Here is a 16,658-nt window from a genome sequence, read left to right on the forward strand (position 1 = left end):
CCGCCAGCGCGCGGGCGAGCGCGGCGAGGGCGAGGGCTGCGTCGCCGGGGCCGAGGGGGCGGCGGAGCGGCTCCGCGCCCCGCGAGCCGCCGAGGGGGGGCAGCGCGGCGGGGCGCAGATCGAGCAGGCGGGCCCGCCAGTGGGCCTCGCCCGGAGGGGTGGCGGCGAGGGCGGCCTCGCGCGCGGCGCGGGTGGCGGCGTCGGGCCGCGGCAGGCGGGTGCCGGGGGCGGGAAGCGCCGCGCCGGGCCCGAGCGGCACGAGCCCTTCGAGGCGGAGCGCGCCCGTTCCGCATACCATCACGAAGCCCCGGGCGTCGGCCCCGAGCACGAGGCCCGGCTCTCCGCCGCCGGGGGCGGTCTCGGCCCGGCCGACCAGGGCGAGGCCGTCGCCGAGGTCGATCTTGGGCGCCGCCACCGGGTTCGGGTAGGGGCCGTGGTCGAGCGCGCGGACGAGCGCGGCGAGATCCGGGGCAGGCAGGCCCGGGTCGAGCACGGCGGCGCCCTCGGGGCGGTCCTTGGCGCGGTGGAGCCGCAGGCGGCGCGCCGGGTCCTGGGGGACGGGGCGCGGCGTGCCCGCAAGCTGGGCGAACAGCTCGGGCAGCGAGTCGAGCGCAGCCTCGAGGCAGCGGGTGTTGAGCGAGAGCGCGGTCTCGTCCGGGGCGATGGCGAAGCGGCGCCGGACGAGGACGGGCCCCGTGTCCACGCCGGCCTCGATCAGGTGCCAGGTGATGCCGTGCTCGGCCGCGCCCTCCAGCAGCGCCCAGACGGGGGCGTTGAGGCCCGCCCGCTCGGGCAGGGGGGCGTCGTGGAAGTTGACGGCCCCGCGGGCGGGCAGGCGCAGCACCGCCTCGGGGAGAAGATCGAGATTGGCCACCGATAGCAGCCAGTCGAAATGCAGCGGGGACAGGCGGTCGGCCAGGCCGGGGCCCGGCGCCACGAGCGGCACCCCCTGCCCCACCGCCCATTCGGCGAGCGCGTCGTGCCGCGTCGCCACGGCGACCAGCCGGTGCCCCGCCGCCGTCCAGGCGCGCGCGGTCTCGAGCGCGAGGGTGTCGTGGCCCAGAAGAACGGCGGAGGTCATGGATCAACCCTCGGGCTGGGGCGGCGGGACGGGACGCGGCGGGGGGCGAGCGCGGCGAGGTCGTGGCGCAGGAGCGTGCGCAGGAAGCCCGGCGGATCGGCGGCGCGCTGCCGGCGCAGGCCGCGGCGCGTGCGGTGGATCAGCCCGCCGGCCAGATGCGCCGCCGTGGCGGCGGCGGCGGCCGCGGCGCCGTGATTCTTGCGGAAGTAGTGCAGGCGCGAGTGGAACCAGTAATCCGGCGTCCGCACCCACTCCTTCATGCCGGTGGAGACCGACCCGAGATGGACGACGCGGCTGGCGGGGACGAAATGCGTCTCCCAGCCGGCGCGGGCGGCGCGCAGGCAGAGGTCCGTTTCCTCGAAGTAGAGAAAGAACGCCTCGTCGAAGAGGCCCACCCGGTCGAGCATGTCGGTGCGCAGCAGCATGGAGGCGCCCGCGCACCAGTCCACGGGCCCCGCATGCTCGGGCGTGGGCAGCGGCACGGCGTGGCGTGCGAGCAGGCGGCTGATGGGCCCGGTGCGGGCCGCGCCCTCGAGCTCGGACAGGACGGACGGGAAGCGGAAGGTGGTCAGGTGGGTCTCGCCGTCCTCGCCGAGGATGAGGCTGCCCGCGATGCCCGCGCGGGGATGGCGGGCAAGGTGGTCGGCCAGATGCCGCAGCGCGTCGGGTTCGGGGAAGGCGTCGGAATTGAGCAGATGGACGGCGTCCGGGCGCGTCCCGTCCGGCAGGCCCGCGCGGATGCCCGCGTTCATGCCCGCGCCGAAGCCGCCGTTGCGGCCCGCCTGGATCACCTGGGTGCGCGGCCAGCCGGCCGTCCCCTCGCGCAGCGCCTCCTCGGAGCCGTCGCGGGAATCGTTGTCCACGATTGTCAGACCCCCCTCGAGGCCCTCGAGGGCCCGCAGCCCCGCCGCGGCGGCGCGCAGCGTCATCGGCGCGGTGCGCCAGTTCAGGACGACGACGTGGACCCTCATTCGGCGGCCTCGCGCAGGCGGGGGGCGGTGCGCTCGGCCGCCCCGAGGATGCGGCGCAGGCGCGCGGCCAGCACGCGGACATGGGGTTCGAGGACCATGGAATCGTGATCGCCCGGCACCTCGATGACCTGGAGCCGGGGCGCCCAGGGGGTCCAGCCGTTGTCGGAGAGCACCACCTCGCGCTGGCTGTCGATCCAGCGGTCCGGCCCGGTCTGCCAGCGGCCGCGCAGCGGGGGCCGGAACAGGGTGAGCGGGCCGTCCCAGCGCCGCATCGGATAGGCGGCGATGGCGCGGCGGAAGGCGGCCTCGATGGCGGCGTCGTGGAAGGCGGGCTGCGCGGGCGCCTCGGGCGCGCGGGCGCGGCGGCGCTTCTCGACCTCCCAGCGGGCGCGGCGCAGGGCCCAGTCGAAGGGGTAGCGCACAGCGCCGAGCGGGCCGCGGGCGCGGATCTCGTGCCACTGGATCAGGGCGCGGTCGCGGGGCGTGAGCGCCTCGCGCTGCGGCAGCGGCGTGTCGAGCAGGATCACGGCCCCCACCTCCTCTCCGGAGGCGGCGAGCTGGTGGGCGATCTCGAAGGCGGTGATGCCGCCGCCCGAGAAGCCGCCGAGGAGCCACGGCCCGCCGCGCGCGACCTGGCGCATCTCGGCGATCATGGAGGCGGCGGCCTCGACGAGCGAGTCGTGGGGCGGCGCCTCGCCGGTCAGGCCCTGGGCCTGAAGGCCGAAAAAGGGCCGGTCGGCGCCGAGAAGCCCCGCGAGGTGGCGCAGGTTGAGCACGTTGCCGAACATGCCCGCGACGAGGAAGAAGGGCGGGCGCGGCCCCCCCTCGCCCATGTGCATGGGCACGAGATGGGTGAAGCGGCGGGTCGCGCGCGGAGGGGCGGCGGGGGCTGCCGCTTGGGCCTCGCCCGCGGCGGCGGGGGCGGCCTCGGCGACGAGGCGGGCCAGCGCGCGGATGGTCGGCGCCTCGAAGAGGGTGGAGATGGGCAGGTCCGCGCCCCAGATCCGCCGGATCTGCGCAAAGAGCCGCACCGCGATCAGCGAGTGCCCCCCGAGCTCGAAGAACGAGTCCGTCGCCCCCACCGCGCCGGTGCCGAGCAGGTCGGACCAGAGCGCGGCGAGGCGCGTCTCGACCGGTCCCTCGGGGGGCTCGGCCGCGGCGCGGCCGGGGGCGTCAAAGGCGGGGCCGGCGGCGGCGGCCGGGGCCGCGGCGGCGGCGTCGGCCTCGGCGATCAGGGCGGGCAGCGGGACGGGGGAGACGGCGACCTCCGGCAGGGGCTGGGCGAGGGCGCGGCGGAACGCCTCCTGGCCGTCGGCGGCCGAAAGGCCGCGGGCGATGGCGCGGGCGAGGCGCTCCTCGGCCGGGGAGAGGGGGCGCGGCCCCTCGGCGGCGGGGGCGGGGGCGGCGCCGAAGGCGATGGCGCCGTCGAGGCGGCGGAGGGTCAGCCCTTCGGCGCGCAGGAGCACGCGGCCCGAGGGGTCGGCGAGGGTGGCGTCGAAGCGCGCAGTCTCGGCCGTGTGGGCGACGAGGCGGACATGGCTGAGCACCTCCGTCCCCAAGGGGGCATGGACCTCGATGCGGGCGTAGGAGAGCGGCACCCAGAGATGCGCACCGTCATAGCCGGGGATCAGCGCCATGGCCCAGCCCGTGGCGAGGTCGAGAAGGCCCGGATGGAGGATCATCCCCTCGGCGTCGGGGACCGAAAGGCGCGCGAGCCCCTCGCCCTCGCCCAAGGCGGCCTCCCGGATGACGTGCCAGCGGGGGCCGAAGCGCAGATGCGCCTCCTGGGGGGAGGCGAGGCTGCCGTCAGGGCGGGGCGAGAGGCCGGTCGGGCGGTCGTCGAGGCGGGCGCGGATCGCGGCCGGGTCGAGGGGGGCGGGCGCGGGGACGGGCAGGAGCGACAGGCGCGCCTCGGCGCGGGCCTCGGGAGCGGCGCGGGTCTCGGCGCTCTCGAGAAGGGCGTCGTAGCCCGCTTCGCTGCGGCGCAGCGTCAGGCGCAGGCGGGCGGCGCCGGTGTCCGGGATGCGGGCGGGGCGCAGGAAGGTGAGCCCCTCGATGGCGAAGGGCATCGCCTCGCCCTGGGCCTCCATCGCCTCGGCGAGGAGTTCGAGCACCCCGGTGCCGGGCAGGACGGCGTCGCCGGCCGCGGTGCGGTGCTCGTGGGCGACCCAGCGGACGGGGGCGGTCCAGTCCGAGAGCAGCAGGCGGTGGCCATCGGCGTCGAAGCCGATCCGGTCCCAGAGAGGAAGGCTCGCGGGCGCGGCCTCGGGCTCGGGGCGGCCCCGGCGGGCGGCCATCGCCTCGGCGGCCATGCCCACGTCGCGCCACGGGCCCCAGTCGAGGGCCACGACGCGCGTGCGCCCCCTCGCGCGCGAGCGCGCCCAGGCGGAGAGATAGGCGTTGGCGGCGACATAGTCGGCCTGACCCGCGGGGCAGGTGGCGGTGGAGGTGGACGAGCAGAGCAGCATCCAGTCGAGCCGGCCGTCGGGCAGCAGCTCGTCGAGGACCTGGAGGCCGTGGACCTTGGGGGCGAGCACCTCCTCGGCGGCCAGCGGGTTCTTGGCGAGGATGGGGGCGTCGTCGATCGTGCCGGCGGCGTGGATCACGCCCGAGAGGGGGCCGAACGCCTCCTCGGCCCGGGCGATCGCCTCGCGCATCTCCTCGATGTTGGCGACGTCGGCGGCGAGCGGCAGGACGCGGACGCCCCGCGCCTCGAGATCGAGGACGGCGCGGATGCGGCGCGCGGTGGCGGTGTTCTCGCGCCGCAGGATCCCGTCCCATTCGGCGCGCGGCGGCAAGGGCGTGCGGGCGAGCAGCGCCAGCGGGGCGTCCCACCCCTCGGCCAGCGCCGTGGCCAGCGCGAGGCCGATGCCGCCGAAGCCGCCGGTGACGAGGACGGGGCCGTCCCGGCGGAGGGGGGGCGGATCGGCGGCGAAGGGCACCCGGGCCCAGCCGCGCTCGAGCCGGCGGCCCCCGCGGATCGCGGCGACGGTGCTCTGCGGCTCGGCCAGGGCCTCCTCGAGAAGAGCGGCGGCGCGGTCGCCCGGCGGGGCGTCGGGGTCGAGGTCGAGCAGCGCGGCCGTGGCGCCCGGAAACTCGCGCGGGATGACCCCGAGCGGGCCGAGGATCGTGGCCTTCTCGGGGTGGGGAAGGGGCTCGGCGCGGGTCTGGAGCGCGCCGGTGGTGGCGCAGACGAGGCGCAGGGGCGCGTCCGTCGTCTCGGCCCAGGCCTGGGCGAGGAACAGCAGCGACCAGAACCCCCCCTCCTGGACGCGGTGGAAGAAGCTGGAGCCGGGGCGGTGGGCGGTGCCCCGGGTGACGAGCCAGAGATGGAGGATGCGCGCGGGCATCCGGCCGCGGTCGCGCAGGTCGCCGAGCAGGCGGTCGTAGCCGTCGCGGCCCCCCTCGGGGGGGATGAGCGCCTCCTCCTCGGAGAGCCAGGCGAAGCGGTCGCCGGGGCGGGCGAGGACGACCGCGTGCCCCGCCCCGCGCAGGCGCGCGGCGACGCGGTCGGCCAGCCCCGTGTCGTCGGCGAGGACGAGCCAGCTTTCGGGGGCGGTGTCGGAGAGGTCGCCCGTGATGTCGGCCGCGCAGGGCGCGTAGCGCGGGGTCCAGCGCGGCGCCCAGGCCCAGAGGGCGGGGTCGTCGCTGCGCGGCGCCTCCTCCTCGGTCGGGGCCGGGGCGGTGGGGCGCACGATGTAGTCCGCGCGCTCCCACGGATAGGTGGGCAGGCGCAGCTTGCGCCGCCGCGCGCCGCCCCAGTGCTGGTCCCAGTCGAACGTGCCGCCCGCGGCCCAGACGCGGCCGAGCTGGGCCTGGAAATAGGCGTCGTCGGGGACGGGATCGTCGCGGTGGCGCAGGCTGCCGATCGTCTGGTTGGGCGACACCGCCCCGGTGCCCGCGGCGAGCGAGGCGAGCGTTCGGCCGGGCCCCACCTCGAGAAAGAGGCGGCGGGGGTTTCCGGCGGCGAGCGTGCGGATGCCCTCGGAGAACAGGATCGTGCCGCGCAGGTGGCCCACCCAGTAATCGGGGTCGGTGGCCTCGGCCGCGGTCAGCAGGCGGCCGGTGCGGTTGGAGACGACGGGGATCTGCGGGGGCGCGAGGCGAACCCCGCGCAGGAAGTCGCCGAAGGGCTGCAGGATCGGCTCGAGCATGCGGCTGTGGGCGGCGACGCGGATGGGGATGGGCTGGAACTCGACCCCCTCGGCCGCGAGGCGCTGGGCGAGCGCGTCGAGCGCGGCGCGGGGGCCGGAGGCGACCGACAGCGCGGGGCCGTTCACCACGGCGAGATCGAGATCGTCGCCCAGCCGCTCGCGCAGGGCCTCGGGCGGGAGGGCGACGGAGAGCATCCCCCCCTCGGGCAGCGAGTCGAACAGCCGGCCGCGCAGGCGGACCAGGGCGATCGCGTCCTCGAAGGAGAGGATGCCGGCCACGGCGGCGGCGGTGTTCTCGCCCATGGAATGGCCGATCAGGGCGGCGGGCCGGACGCCCCAGGACATCCAGAGCCGCGCGAGCGCGTATTCGACGATGAGCAGGAGCGGGAGCTGCACCGAAGGGGCGAGGAGCGCCCGGGCGGCCTCCTCCTCCCCGCCGGGGGCGGGCAGCCAGTGGGGGCGGGGGTCGTCGCCCAAAGCGGCGAGATGGGCCAGACCGCGATCGGCCCAGTCGCGGAACTCGGGCTCGGTCTCGTAGAGGTCGCGGGCCATGCCGGGATACTGGGCGCCGCCGCCGGGGAACATGAACACGGCCTCGGGCGAGGGGATCGCCTCGTGGGTCCAGACGCGGCGGGGGTCGGGATTGTCGAGAAGGGCGGCGGCCTCCTCGTGGGTCCCGGCCACGAGGACGCGACGGTGGGCGAAGGCGCGGCGCCCCTGCTGGAGCGTCCAGGCGACATCGGCGAGGCGCTCCCCGGGATGGGCGCGCAGATGGGCGGCGAGACGGCGCGAGGCGGCCTCGAGCGCGGGGCGGGTGCGCGCGGACAGCGCGAGCAGCGCGAAGGGAAAGGCGGGCTCCTCGGACGGGGGGGGCGGGGGCGCCTCCTCGAGGATGAGGTGCGCGTTGGTGCCGCCCACGCCGAGGCTGTTGACGCCGGCGCGGCGGGGCTCGGGCCCGTCCCAAGGCAGGAGGCGGTCGGCGACGCGGAAGGGGGTCTCGTCGAAGGGGATGGCGGGGTTCGGCGCCTCGTAGCCGAGCGAGGGCGGGATGGCGCGGTGGTGGAGCGCGAGCGCGGCCTTGGCGAGCGAGGCGGTGCCCGCGGCGGTGTCGAGATGGCCGATATTGGTCTTGACCGAGCCGATGCGGCAGAAGCCGGTCCGCGCTGTCGTGCGGCGGAAGGCGTCGGTGAGGGCGGCCACCTCGATCGGGTCGCCGAGATAGGTGCCGGTGCCGTGGCATTCCACATAGGAGACGGCGTCGGCCGGCAGGCCCGCGACGCGCAACGCCTCGGCCACGCAATCGGCCTGGCCGTCCACCGAAGGAGCGAGATAGCCCGCCTTGCGCGCGCCATCGTTGTTGACGGCGCTGCCGCGGATGACGGCATAGACCGGGTCGCCGTCGCGGAGCGCATCCTCGAGCCGGCGCAGGACGGCGACGGCGGCGCCCGAGCCGAACACGGTGCCCGCGGCGCGGTGGTCGAAGGCGTGGCACTCGCCGTCGGGCGACAGGATCTCGCCCTCGCGGAAGAGGTAGCCGCGGGGCTGGGGCAGTTCGAGCGTGGCGCCGCCGGCCAGCGCGAGGTCGCATTCGCCCAGAAGCAGCGACTGGCAGGCGTAATGGGTGGCCACGAGCGAGGTGGAGCAGGCGGTCTGCACGGTGATCGCGGGCCCGCGCAGGTCGAGGATGTGGGCGAGGCGCGTGGCGAGGAAGTCCTTGTCGTTGCCGGTATGGCGCAGCAGGAACTCGCCCGTGGATTCCACGAGGTCGCGGTTGGCGAGCACGTGGGCGTGCCACCAGCGCGCCTCGCCCGAGCCGGCGAAGGTGCCGATGCGGCCGGCGAAGCGGTCGGGGTCCACCCCCGCATCCTCGAGCGCCTCCCAGGCGGCCTCGAGGAAGTGGCGGTGCTGGGGGTCCATCACGGCCGCGTCCTTGGGCGACAGGCCCCAGAAGGCGGGGTCGAAGCCGGCCCAGCCGGGCAGGTCGGCGGCAAAGGGGACATAGTCGGGCCGGTCGATGCGGGCCGGGGATTCGCCCGCGGCGAGCAGCTCCTCGCGCCCGAGGCGGCGGATGGAGCGCACCCCGCCCGCAAGGTTGCGCCAGAACGCCACCGGGCCGTCGGCGCCGGGCAGGTGCAGGCCGAGGCCGATGATCGCGACGGCGAGCCCGTCCGCCGCGCCGTCCGGGTCGGGGCGCGAGGCGTCGGTCATGATCGTGCCCTCCTGTGCCATGGACGTGCCTGCCTGATGCTCCGTGGAGCGGGAATGCGCCCACCATAAGGCGCCTGCGGGGCGTGTTGCACGAAACGGGGGTGGTGCGCGCGGTGGTGCAAGACTTTCTTTACCATGGTTACCGGTTCCTTGACGACCCGGGGCCGGGTCAGCCGAACAGCGGGGCGACGGCGTCGTGGCGCAGCGTGAGGACGGTGGCGAGAAGGAGGCCGCTGACGGCCAGGACGGCGAGGTCGAGCGCCGGGTCCCAGGCGCGGTGCGGGCGCAGCAGCCAGGCGAGGACCGGCCAGGCCAGAAGCCAGCCCGCCGCCTGCCCGAGGATCGCGCCCCCCAGCCCCGCCAGGGCGAGCCCGGCCAGCAAGCCCCCCGTCGAGAAGATCGCGCGCAGGGCCGAATAGACGAAGAAGCGTCGCGAATCGCCCTGCGCCAGCGCCGCCTGGTCGCAGCTGAGCAGGACCAGCGCGGGACCCTGCGCGGCGGCCAGCAGGAGGGCGACGGCGCCCGCCCCGGCATAGCGCGGGTCGTAGAGCAGGCGCACGATCCCGTCGCCCGCGAGCGCAAGCGGCAGCACGAGCAGCACGAGCCCCCCGAGCAGCGCGGCCCGCATCCGGCGGATGCGCCGGCGGTTGGCCTCTCCGGCCGCGCCGGGGGCGGCAGGAGGACTGTCGCGATAGACCGGGATCAGGACGCGGCCCGCGACTGCCCCCCCGAGCAGGAGGGGAAAGGTCGCGAGGAAGGCCCCGATGTTGTAGAGGCCGAAATCCGCGAGCGGCAGCCAGCGGCCGAGCACGATCTTGTCGGCCTGCAGCGCAAGGAAGCCGAACAGCGTGGCGAGAAGGATCCACTGGCCGAAGCGCACCAGTTCGCGCGCGGCTGCGGGCTCCCAGCGGAGGCGGTCGGGGCGTCCGGGCAGGCAGAGATGCAGAAGCGCCAGATGCGCGAGCGCGGCCACGAGGCCCGAGACGACAAGCGCCCAGACGCTGCCGGTGATCCAGGCGAGGATGGCGGCCGCGACGAGCCCCACGACCTGGGTGGCAAGCTCGATCAGGGTCACGCGGCCCGCGCGCAGGTGGCGGTGCGCGGTCAGCAGCCGAGTGGGGTTCAGCCCCTGGATCACCAGCGCGAAGGCCGCCACGGGCAGCATGAGGGCGAGGACCGGCTCTCCCCAGAAGGCGGCGAGGAAGGGGGCGAGCGCGCAGGCCGCAAGCCACAGCAGCACGCCCCGCAAGGCCTGGACCGTCCAGGCGGTGTCGAGGAAGTCCGGGTCGTCGCCGCGCCGCGAGCCCATGACGGCCGGGCCGAGACCGATGTCCGACAGCATGGCGAGCCCCGTCAGCACCACCGCGACGAGCGCCATCAGGCCGAAGGCTTCGGGAAAGAGCAGCCGCGTGAGCAGCAGGTTGGAGCCGAGCCGCAGCGCCTGGGCGGCGACGAACCCTGCCCCCGTGATCGCCGAGGAGCGCAGAGCGCGCGCCCCGAGCGAGGCCGTCGCGGCGGGGGCGGCACTCATCGCGACCGGCTCCAGCCGCCGTCGGCGCGCCGCGCCCGGACGGCCAGGGCCACGCCCGCATAGGCCGCAAAGGCGAGCGGGTCGGCCGCCATCAGGCGCAGGACGGCGCGGGGGCCGGGTTTGGGGACGTCCTCCTGCGCCAGAAGGTGGGGGAAACGCCGCGCGATCTCGCGCACGCCCTCGTCCTGGCGGCGGCGGACGCGGACCAGCGCCGCCACGCCCTCGGCGATGGGCCAGTCATAGGGATGGGGCACGAGGTGCCGCTCGGCCGGGGCGAAGTGGAGGCGGGCGAAGGCGTCGTCGGCGATGATGCGCGGCCAGTCGCCCCAGCGCGCCCGTCCGGGGGCGTTGACGGCAAAGAGGCCGCAGCCCGGCACCCCGCCCCGCGCCGTCTGGGCCATGAAGGGGACCCGCGCCCAGGCGCGTGCATAGAGCCGCGCGGCCAGCCCCCGGCCCCGGATCGCCGGCCGGCCCGAGGCATAGGCGGGATCGGGGCGGTCGAGCACGCGGGCGAGCGCGGGGAGAAGGCCCGGCGACACCGTCACGTCGGCGTCGCAATAGGCGCGCAGGTCCCCGCGCGCGGCCGCGTCGCCCGCATCGAGCGCGCCGGGCTTGCCGCCCCGGGGCAGGTCGAGGACCGCAAGCCCCCAGCCCGCCGCCGCGAGCAGGGGCCGCATCGCCTCGGCCGCGGCGGCGGTGCCGTCGGTGGAGCCGTTGGAGACGACCACCGCCTCGGCCCCGCCGGGAACAGGCTCGGAGGCGGCGAGCGCGGCCAGGCAGGCCGGCAGCAGCCGCGCCTCGTTGGCGGCGGGGATCACGACGCTGAGCCGGGGCGGGGTCATGGCCGCCCCCCGGTGCCCGTCCGTGCCCCCTTGGCGCGCAGGCGGGGCCCGTGCAGGATCGCGCCCGTTCGGCGCAGGGGGAGCGGGGCATGGGCGAGGGGCCGCGGATCGGCTATCTGGTGCCGCAATTCCCCGCCCAGACCCATGCCTTCTTCTGGCGCGAGGTCAGGGCCCTGGAGGCCATGGGCGCGGCCGTGGCGCTGCTGTCCACCCGGCCGCCGCCGCCCGGCCTCGTCGCGCACGAATGGTCCGCCGAGGCGGCCCGGCGCACGACCTATCTCATGAGCCGCAGCCCGCGCGACGCGCTGCGCGCCCTGCCCGCCCTGCCCTGGCGCGAGATGCGGGGCGCCGAGCCGGGACTCTGGCGCGACCTCCTCCTGGCGCTGCCGGCCGCGGCGCGGCTGTGCGAGACGGCCGGGCGCGAGGGGATCGGGCATGTCCATGTCCATTCCTGCGGCCGCGCCGCCCTGGTCGCCGCCCTGGCCGAACGGCTGGGGGGTCCCTCCTACAGCCTGACGCTGCACGGGCCGCTCTCCGATTACGGGCCGGGCCAGACCCTCAAGTGGCGCGGGGCCCGCTTTGCCACGATCATCACGCGCCGGCTGCTCGCCGAGGTCAAGACGGTGCTGCGCGAGGACAGGCCCGCGCGGCTGGTGGTGCAGCCGATGGGGGTGGACGTCGCGCGCTTCCGCCGTGCGCGGCCCTATGTGCCCTGGACGCCGGGCAGCGGGCCGCTGCAGCTCTTGTGCTGTGCGCGGCTCAACCCGGCCAAGGGCCACGAGATCCTCATCGAGGCGGTGCGGCGGCTGCGCGCCGAGGGCCTGGACCTGCGGCTGCTCGTCCTGGGGGAGGACGACGACGGCGGCGGGGGCTACCGCGCGGCGATCGAGGCGGCCGTGGCGCGGGCCGGTCTGGAGGAGGTCGTCGCGCTGCCCGGCGCGGCCGACGAGGGCGCGGTCGTCGCCGCGCTGCACCGGGCGCATCTGTTCGCCCTGGCCTCCCACCACGAGCCCCTGGGGGTGGCCTTCATGGAGGCGATGGCGGCCGGAGTGCCGGTGATCGGCACGGCGGCGGGGGGCGTGCGCGAGCTCGTCACGCACGGGGTGGACGGAATCCTGGTGCCGCCTCGCGACCCCGCCGCGCTGGCCTGCGCCATCCGCGACCTGGCGCTGCGGCCTGCGCGCGCGATCGAACTGTCCATGGCCGGCCTGTCGCGCGTGGAGGAGGCGTTCGATTCGCGGCGCGGGGCCGAGACGCTCCTGCGCGAGATGGGCCTGATCCCGGCCCGGCCGGCCGGGGACTGACGGCGTCCGGTACGGGATCATGGCCCGGCCTCCCGGCCCTCGAAGGTGCCGGGGGCGCGCGCCTCGGGCCACCAGGGGCCCGCCTCGGCGGCGGCGCGGATCGCGTCCCAGCGCGGGTTGCGGTCGCCGGGAAAGCGCAAGGCCCCCCAGGCGCCCCAGCGCGAGGGCGCGGCCGTGTCCACGAAGGGCATGAAGAGCGTGCCCCCCGCCTCGCGCCAGGCGGCGACGAGGTCGGTCATCAGGGCCCCCATCGCGGGCGAGTAGGCGAAGGCGTCGAGCAGCGGGCGCAGCCGTTCGTCGCCCGCATCCTCGGGGACGATGTGGGGGCCGGCCTCGTAGGCGACGAGCAGGAGGCCGCGGCGGGCGGCCTGCGCGGCGTGGTGGGGCCAGAGGCGGGCGGCGTGATCGGCGAGGTCGGCGCGCAGGACCGCCTCGAGCCGGGCGGGGGCAGCGTCGGGGTCGGCGAGCAGGTCGGGCGCGGCCTCGGCCCAGCCATGGCCGAGATAGCCGGTGACGGCATAGGCGTCGAAGCTCTGCCAGGGGGGCGCGCGGCCTTCGGCCCGGGCGAGGGGCGCCTCGAGCAGGGGCTCCTCGAGACCGAGCCAGCCGGTCTGGACGCCCACGACGCGGCGCAGGCGGGCGGGATCGTCGGCGAAGGTCTCGGCCCAGATGTCGGCCACCTCGGCCGCGCGCAGGCCCGCGAACTGCATCCAGGCGTCCCCCGGCGCGTCCGCGCCCCAGCGCGCGCGGGCCTGCGCGTCGGCCCAGCGCGCCTGCTCGAAGAGCCAGTTCCACACCTCGTTGGACCATTCGGCATGGACCACGAGCCGGGGGTCGAGCCGGTCGTGCACGAGGCGGGCGAAGGCGCGCACATAGGCGTCGTCGGCCGCGTGGGGCAGCGTGAACCACGGGTCCGCCCCCACCCGGTTGGCGAGGTCCACCATCACCTCGGCGGGCACGCCGCGCGCGGCCCAGGTCGCGTCCGACAGCCGCGGGCGGTCCTCCCACGTGGTCTGGGCGGAGTTGTTGGTGTCCATCCAGTCCATGAAGCGCAGCGCGCGGAAGCCCTCGATGCGGGCGAGGAAGTCGGGGTCGAAGACCTCTCCGGCGGCGTGGAGGTCCCGGTGCTCCTCGCGCAGCAGGACGAAGTCGCGCGGGGGGTCGGCGGGGTCGATGCGGCGGACGACCACGGCCACGGCGCCGGGGCCGGGGGCGTAGCGGAAGCGGAAGGCGCGCGGGCCCGCGGGGCGGATGTCGCGCGCGAGCCCTGCGAGCGAGACCTCGGCCCGCCCCTCCCAGGACAGGATGTAGGTGCCGGCCAGGGCCGCGGCCTCCTCGGGCTGGTCGGTGAGGACGAGCGATTCGAGCCGGTCGGCGCCCGCGGGCAGCGAGAGGGGCCAGCCCTCGGGGGAGAGGTGGCCGCCCGCGCGCAACGCCTCGGTGTCCCAGGCGCCCCATTGCTCGGGGCTGTGGCCGATCCAGGGCCGCGCGGTGCGCATCCGGTCGAGAAAGGGATGCTGGGTGGACCAGTCGCTGATGCCGTTGAGGCCCATGCCGAGGCCGGGACCCGCGGAGGGGCGCGACAGCGAGGCAGCGGAGGCGGGGGGATCGGCGGCGGGATCGAGGCCCGCCAGTTCGGCCACGCGTCGGGCGAGCGCGTCGTAGCGCGTGGCCACGAGCGGGTGGATGGAGGGCGGCAGCGCGAGGGGGGGCGGCGGCTCGCCCCAGAGAGCGGCATGGGCGATCATGGCCGCGAGCAGGTAGGTGGTGGGCGTGCCGTGGGGGGCGCCGTCGGTGAACAGCGCCTCGGGCGGGAGCGCCTCGAGCGGAGGCTCGGAGAGAAGGGCGGCGAGGGTGGTGGCGGTGGGGATCGCGGCGATCCGCGCCTCGGGCAGGCGGGCGCGCAGGCGCTCGAGGAGCTTGGCGTGCCAGTCGGCGAAGCCGCCGCCCATCCAGGCGCGCCAGCGGGCCATGCCGCGGCGGGTGGGCGGCCACGGCGCGATGTCCTCCATCTGGGGCCAGCCCTCGTAGAGCAGGAGCCGGCCGCCGGGGGCGAGGCGGGGCGCGGCCCAGCCGAGGATGGCGGCCGAGAGATCCTCGGCCGGGGCGTCCTGGACGGTGCGGGCGGGGTCGCGGTGCTGGAGGAAGTTGGGGATGGCGAGCACGGCGGCGTCGAAGCCCGCCTCCTCCCAGCTCTGGCCCGGCGACAGGGCGGCCGGGACGGCGGAAAGGCGCCAGGAGGGCACGGGCGGCAGCGCCGAGGCGTGGCCGAGCAGGAAGGCCGAGGCGCCGTCGGCGCGCAGGGTGTCGCCCCGGGCCTGCGCCATCAGCGCGAGCCAGTGGGGGACGGACGCCTCCTCTCCGCCTTCGGGGTAGTTGAGCAGCGAATGGCCCCAGAAGAACACGGCCATGTCGCGCGCGGCGGAGGCGGCGGGCAGGAGCACGAGGGCGAGCGCGACGAGCAGGCGGGCGAGGAGCGGGCGGGCGGGGGTCATGCGGCCTCCGGCAGGGGTTCGGGGGGCGCGGCGCGGCGGTCGCCCAGCACCCATTCGTAGAGGGCGGCGATCTGGCGGGCCTTGGCCTCCCAGGTGAGGTGGGCCGCGACATGGGCGCGGGCGGCATGGCCGAGGCGCAACGCCTCGGGGGGAGTGAGGGCCTCGAGCCGGGCGCGGAGCGCGGCGACGAGGGGGGCGCGGGGGGCGAGGGGGACCTTGAGGCCCCGCCCGGGTGCGACCAGTTCGCCGGGGCCGGCATAATCCACGACGAGGGGGCAGACGGCGGAGGCCATCGCCTCGACCACGGCGCCGCCGCCGAATTCGCGGATCGAGGGAAAGAGGAGAAGGTGGGCGCGCGACAGGATGCGGGCGGCCTCCTCCTGCGGGAGCCAGCCGTGGAAGGCGGGGGCGACGCCGAGGGCCGCCGCCTGCGCGCGCAGGGCGGGCATGAGGGGGCCGTCGCCCACGATGTCGAGCGTCAGGCGCCCCGCGGCGAGAAGGGGGGCCGCGGCCTCGAGCGCCATGTCGGGGCCCTTGTAGGGCACGAGGCGGCCCAGAAAGACCGCGCGCAGCGGCCCCCCCTCGGGGCGGGAGGGGTCGGGGGCGAAGCGGGCGGGGTCGGCCGCGTTCTCGGGCAGCCAGACGGTGCGGGTGCCGCGCGGCATCTCGGAGGCGGTGTGGCGCGAGCCGGCGAGCACGAGGGCGGCCGTCCGGTAGGTGGCGCGGCGTCCGGGCAGGAGGCGGGCGGCGCCGCGCAGGTAGGAGAGCCATTCGCGCTCGGCCCGGCGGGCGGCGTCGAAGGCGCGCGGCCAGGGCACGCCGCCGTTGAGCGGGCCCAGCACGAAGGGCACGCCCGCGCGGGCGAGGCGCGGGGCGATGGGGCTGGGGATGGTGGGCGAGAGCGGCGTGACGCGGTGGACGATGTCCCATTCGCCCGCGCGCAGCGAGGGGCCGAAGCGGCGCCAGACCGCGCGCTCGAAGGCCGGATAGGCGAGCGCGGCGGCGGCCTGGAGCGTGGTCCAGCCCCTGCCCTCGCCGCCGCGGAGCCGCTCGGCCAGGCGCCAGAGGGGGGCGGTGACGGCCTCGGTGTCGAGCGCGGTGACGTCGCGCCCCTCGACGAGGCCGGCGCGGAGGATGGCGTCGCGGTTGCGGATCTGGGTCACGAGGTGGACGTCCGCCACGGCCGCGAGCGCGCGGGCGAGCGACCAGCCCACGAGCGGGACCGAGACCCATTCGGGATTGGCGGCCTCGGCCAGCAGCAGGATGCGGGGGCGGCGGCGGCGGGTCACAGCACGGTCCGGAAGGCGGGGGCGCGAGGGCTGGGCGCGGCGGGCTGCGCTGCGGTGTCGGGGGCGCGGCGCGCGGCCTCGGCCGCGGCCCAGAGGGCGCCGGCGGCGAGCGCGGTGAGCGGCGTGAGCGTGGCGTTGGGGATGAGGTCCACGAGGTTGACGGCATGGATCAGCCCCAGGGCGGCGACGAGGGGGGGCGGGCCCGAGGCCCCCATGCGCCACCAGATGAGCAGGACGGGCAGCGCGAGAAGCCCGAACTCGGCCGCAAAGCCCAGCCAGCCGCCGCTGCCCAGCGTGATGATCCAGCGCCCGTCGGGAATGGTGGTCTGGCGGCCCGACTGGGGGTCGCGCTCGAACTGGCGGCCCCAGAGGCCCCAGCCGAAGAGCGGACGCTCGGCCGCGCGGTCGAGCAGGCGCTGCTCGTTGTCGAGGCGGAAGGCCAGCGAATGGGCGCGCTCGGCGTCGATGCGGGCGGCGAGCGCGACCAGCGTGTCGGCCGGCACGAGGTCCGCCCCGCGCGCGAGCGGATAGGCGAGCGTGAGCGCGGCGAGCAGGGCCGCAAGGCGCATCTGCCAGCGGGGCGCGGCCAAGAGCATCACCGGCGCGAACAGCAGCGCGAGGAGAAGCGAGCCCAGCGACTTGCAGAGCACCAGCACGGCGGCGAGCCACAAGGCGGCAAGGAACCAGCGCGCGCCGGCGGGGCCGCGCCCCTCGCGCCCCGCCGCGCGGCCCAGCGCGACGGCGGCGAGAAGGCCCGTCAGGACCAGAAAGGCCGCCCAGAGG

Annotated in this window: 8 protein-coding genes and 1 pseudogene; 1 reads left to right on the plus strand and 8 read right to left on the minus strand. The window is 76.9% G+C overall.

Annotated elements, in window-relative coordinates; genetic code table 11:
- The 5 genes from GT358_RS13390 to GT358_RS13410 all read right to left on the minus strand — a co-directional run.
- Nucleotides 1–1,081: formyltransferase family protein (locus GT358_RS13390; RefSeq protein WP_305794644.1), on the minus strand; the 1,081-nt coding region annotated here is incomplete at its 3' end.
- The gene (locus tag GT358_RS13395; RefSeq protein ID WP_166583141.1) at nucleotides 1,078–2,052 is read right to left on the minus strand and encodes a glycosyltransferase family 2 protein; all 975 of its coding nucleotides are present in this window, start codon (nucleotides 2,050–2,052) and stop codon (nucleotides 1,078–1,080) included. The genes GT358_RS13390 and GT358_RS13395, both read right to left, overlap by 4 nt.
- Nucleotides 2,049–8,414 carry a type I polyketide synthase gene (locus GT358_RS13400; protein ID WP_166583142.1) on the minus strand — a complete coding sequence of 2,122 codons (6,366 nt, stop codon included), beginning with the start codon at nucleotides 8,412–8,414 and terminating at the stop codon, nucleotides 2,049–2,051. The genes GT358_RS13395 and GT358_RS13400 overlap by 4 nt, the downstream gene beginning before the upstream one ends.
- 169 nt (nucleotides 8,415–8,583) lie before the next feature.
- Nucleotides 8,584–9,945 carry an oligosaccharide flippase family protein gene (locus GT358_RS13405; RefSeq protein WP_166583143.1) on the minus strand — a complete coding sequence of 454 codons (1,362 nt, stop codon included), beginning with the start codon at nucleotides 9,943–9,945 and terminating at the stop codon, nucleotides 8,584–8,586.
- Nucleotides 9,942–10,787, minus strand: a complete 846-nt coding sequence (locus tag GT358_RS13410) for a glycosyltransferase (RefSeq protein WP_166583144.1) — start codon at nucleotides 10,785–10,787, stop codon at nucleotides 9,942–9,944. The genes GT358_RS13405 and GT358_RS13410 overlap by 4 nt, the downstream gene beginning before the upstream one ends.
- Before the next feature lie 89 nt (nucleotides 10,788–10,876).
- On the opposite strand from GT358_RS13410, the gene epsE reads away from it, so the two are divergent.
- Nucleotides 10,877–12,091, plus strand: a complete 1,215-nt coding sequence (gene epsE, locus GT358_RS13415) for an exopolysaccharide biosynthesis GT4 family glycosyltransferase EpsE (RefSeq protein WP_166583145.1) — start codon at nucleotides 10,877–10,879, stop codon at nucleotides 12,089–12,091.
- 17 nt (nucleotides 12,092–12,108) lie between these two features.
- On the opposite strand, the gene GT358_RS13420 is transcribed toward epsE, so the two are convergent.
- From GT358_RS13420 to GT358_RS13430, 3 genes and pseudogenes are all read right to left on the minus strand, one after another.
- Nucleotides 12,109–14,586: a calcium-binding protein gene (locus tag GT358_RS13420; protein WP_166583146.1), complete on the minus strand. Its 2,478-nt coding sequence runs from the start codon at nucleotides 14,584–14,586 to the stop codon at nucleotides 12,109–12,111.
- Entirely contained in the window at nucleotides 14,583–15,875 is a 1,293-nt protein-coding gene (locus tag GT358_RS13425; protein WP_371416296.1) for a glycosyltransferase family 4 protein, read from the minus strand. The genes GT358_RS13420 and GT358_RS13425 overlap by 4 nt, the downstream gene beginning before the upstream one ends.
- Nucleotides 15,872–16,658 (minus strand): annotated as a pseudogene (locus GT358_RS13430) (hypothetical protein); the annotation flags it as partial. The pseudogene GT358_RS13430 and the gene GT358_RS13425, both read right to left, overlap by 4 nt.

The sequence above is a fragment of the Rubellimicrobium sp. CFH 75288 genome (assembly GCF_009904055.1).
Lineage (GTDB): Bacteria > Pseudomonadota > Alphaproteobacteria > Rhodobacterales > Rhodobacteraceae > Rubellimicrobium.

Coding starts and splice junctions, on each gene's coding strand:
- GT358_RS13420 (WP_166583146.1), bottom strand. CDS start 14,586: ATGACCCCCGCCCGCCCGCTCCTCGCCCGCCTGCTCGTCGCGCTCGCC.
- epsE (WP_166583145.1), top strand. CDS start 10,877: ATGGGCGAGGGGCCGCGGATCGGCTATCTGGTGCCGCAATTCCCCGCC.
- GT358_RS13405 (WP_166583143.1), bottom strand. CDS start 9,945: ATGAGTGCCGCCCCCGCCGCGACGGCCTCGCTCGGGGCGCGCGCTCTG.
- GT358_RS13400 (WP_166583142.1), bottom strand. CDS start 8,414: ATGACCGACGCCTCGCGCCCCGACCCGGACGGCGCGGCGGACGGGCTC.
- GT358_RS13395 (WP_166583141.1), bottom strand. CDS start 2,052: ATGAGGGTCCACGTCGTCGTCCTGAACTGGCGCACCGCGCCGATGACG.
- GT358_RS13410 (WP_166583144.1), bottom strand. CDS start 10,787: ATGACCCCGCCCCGGCTCAGCGTCGTGATCCCCGCCGCCAACGAGGCG.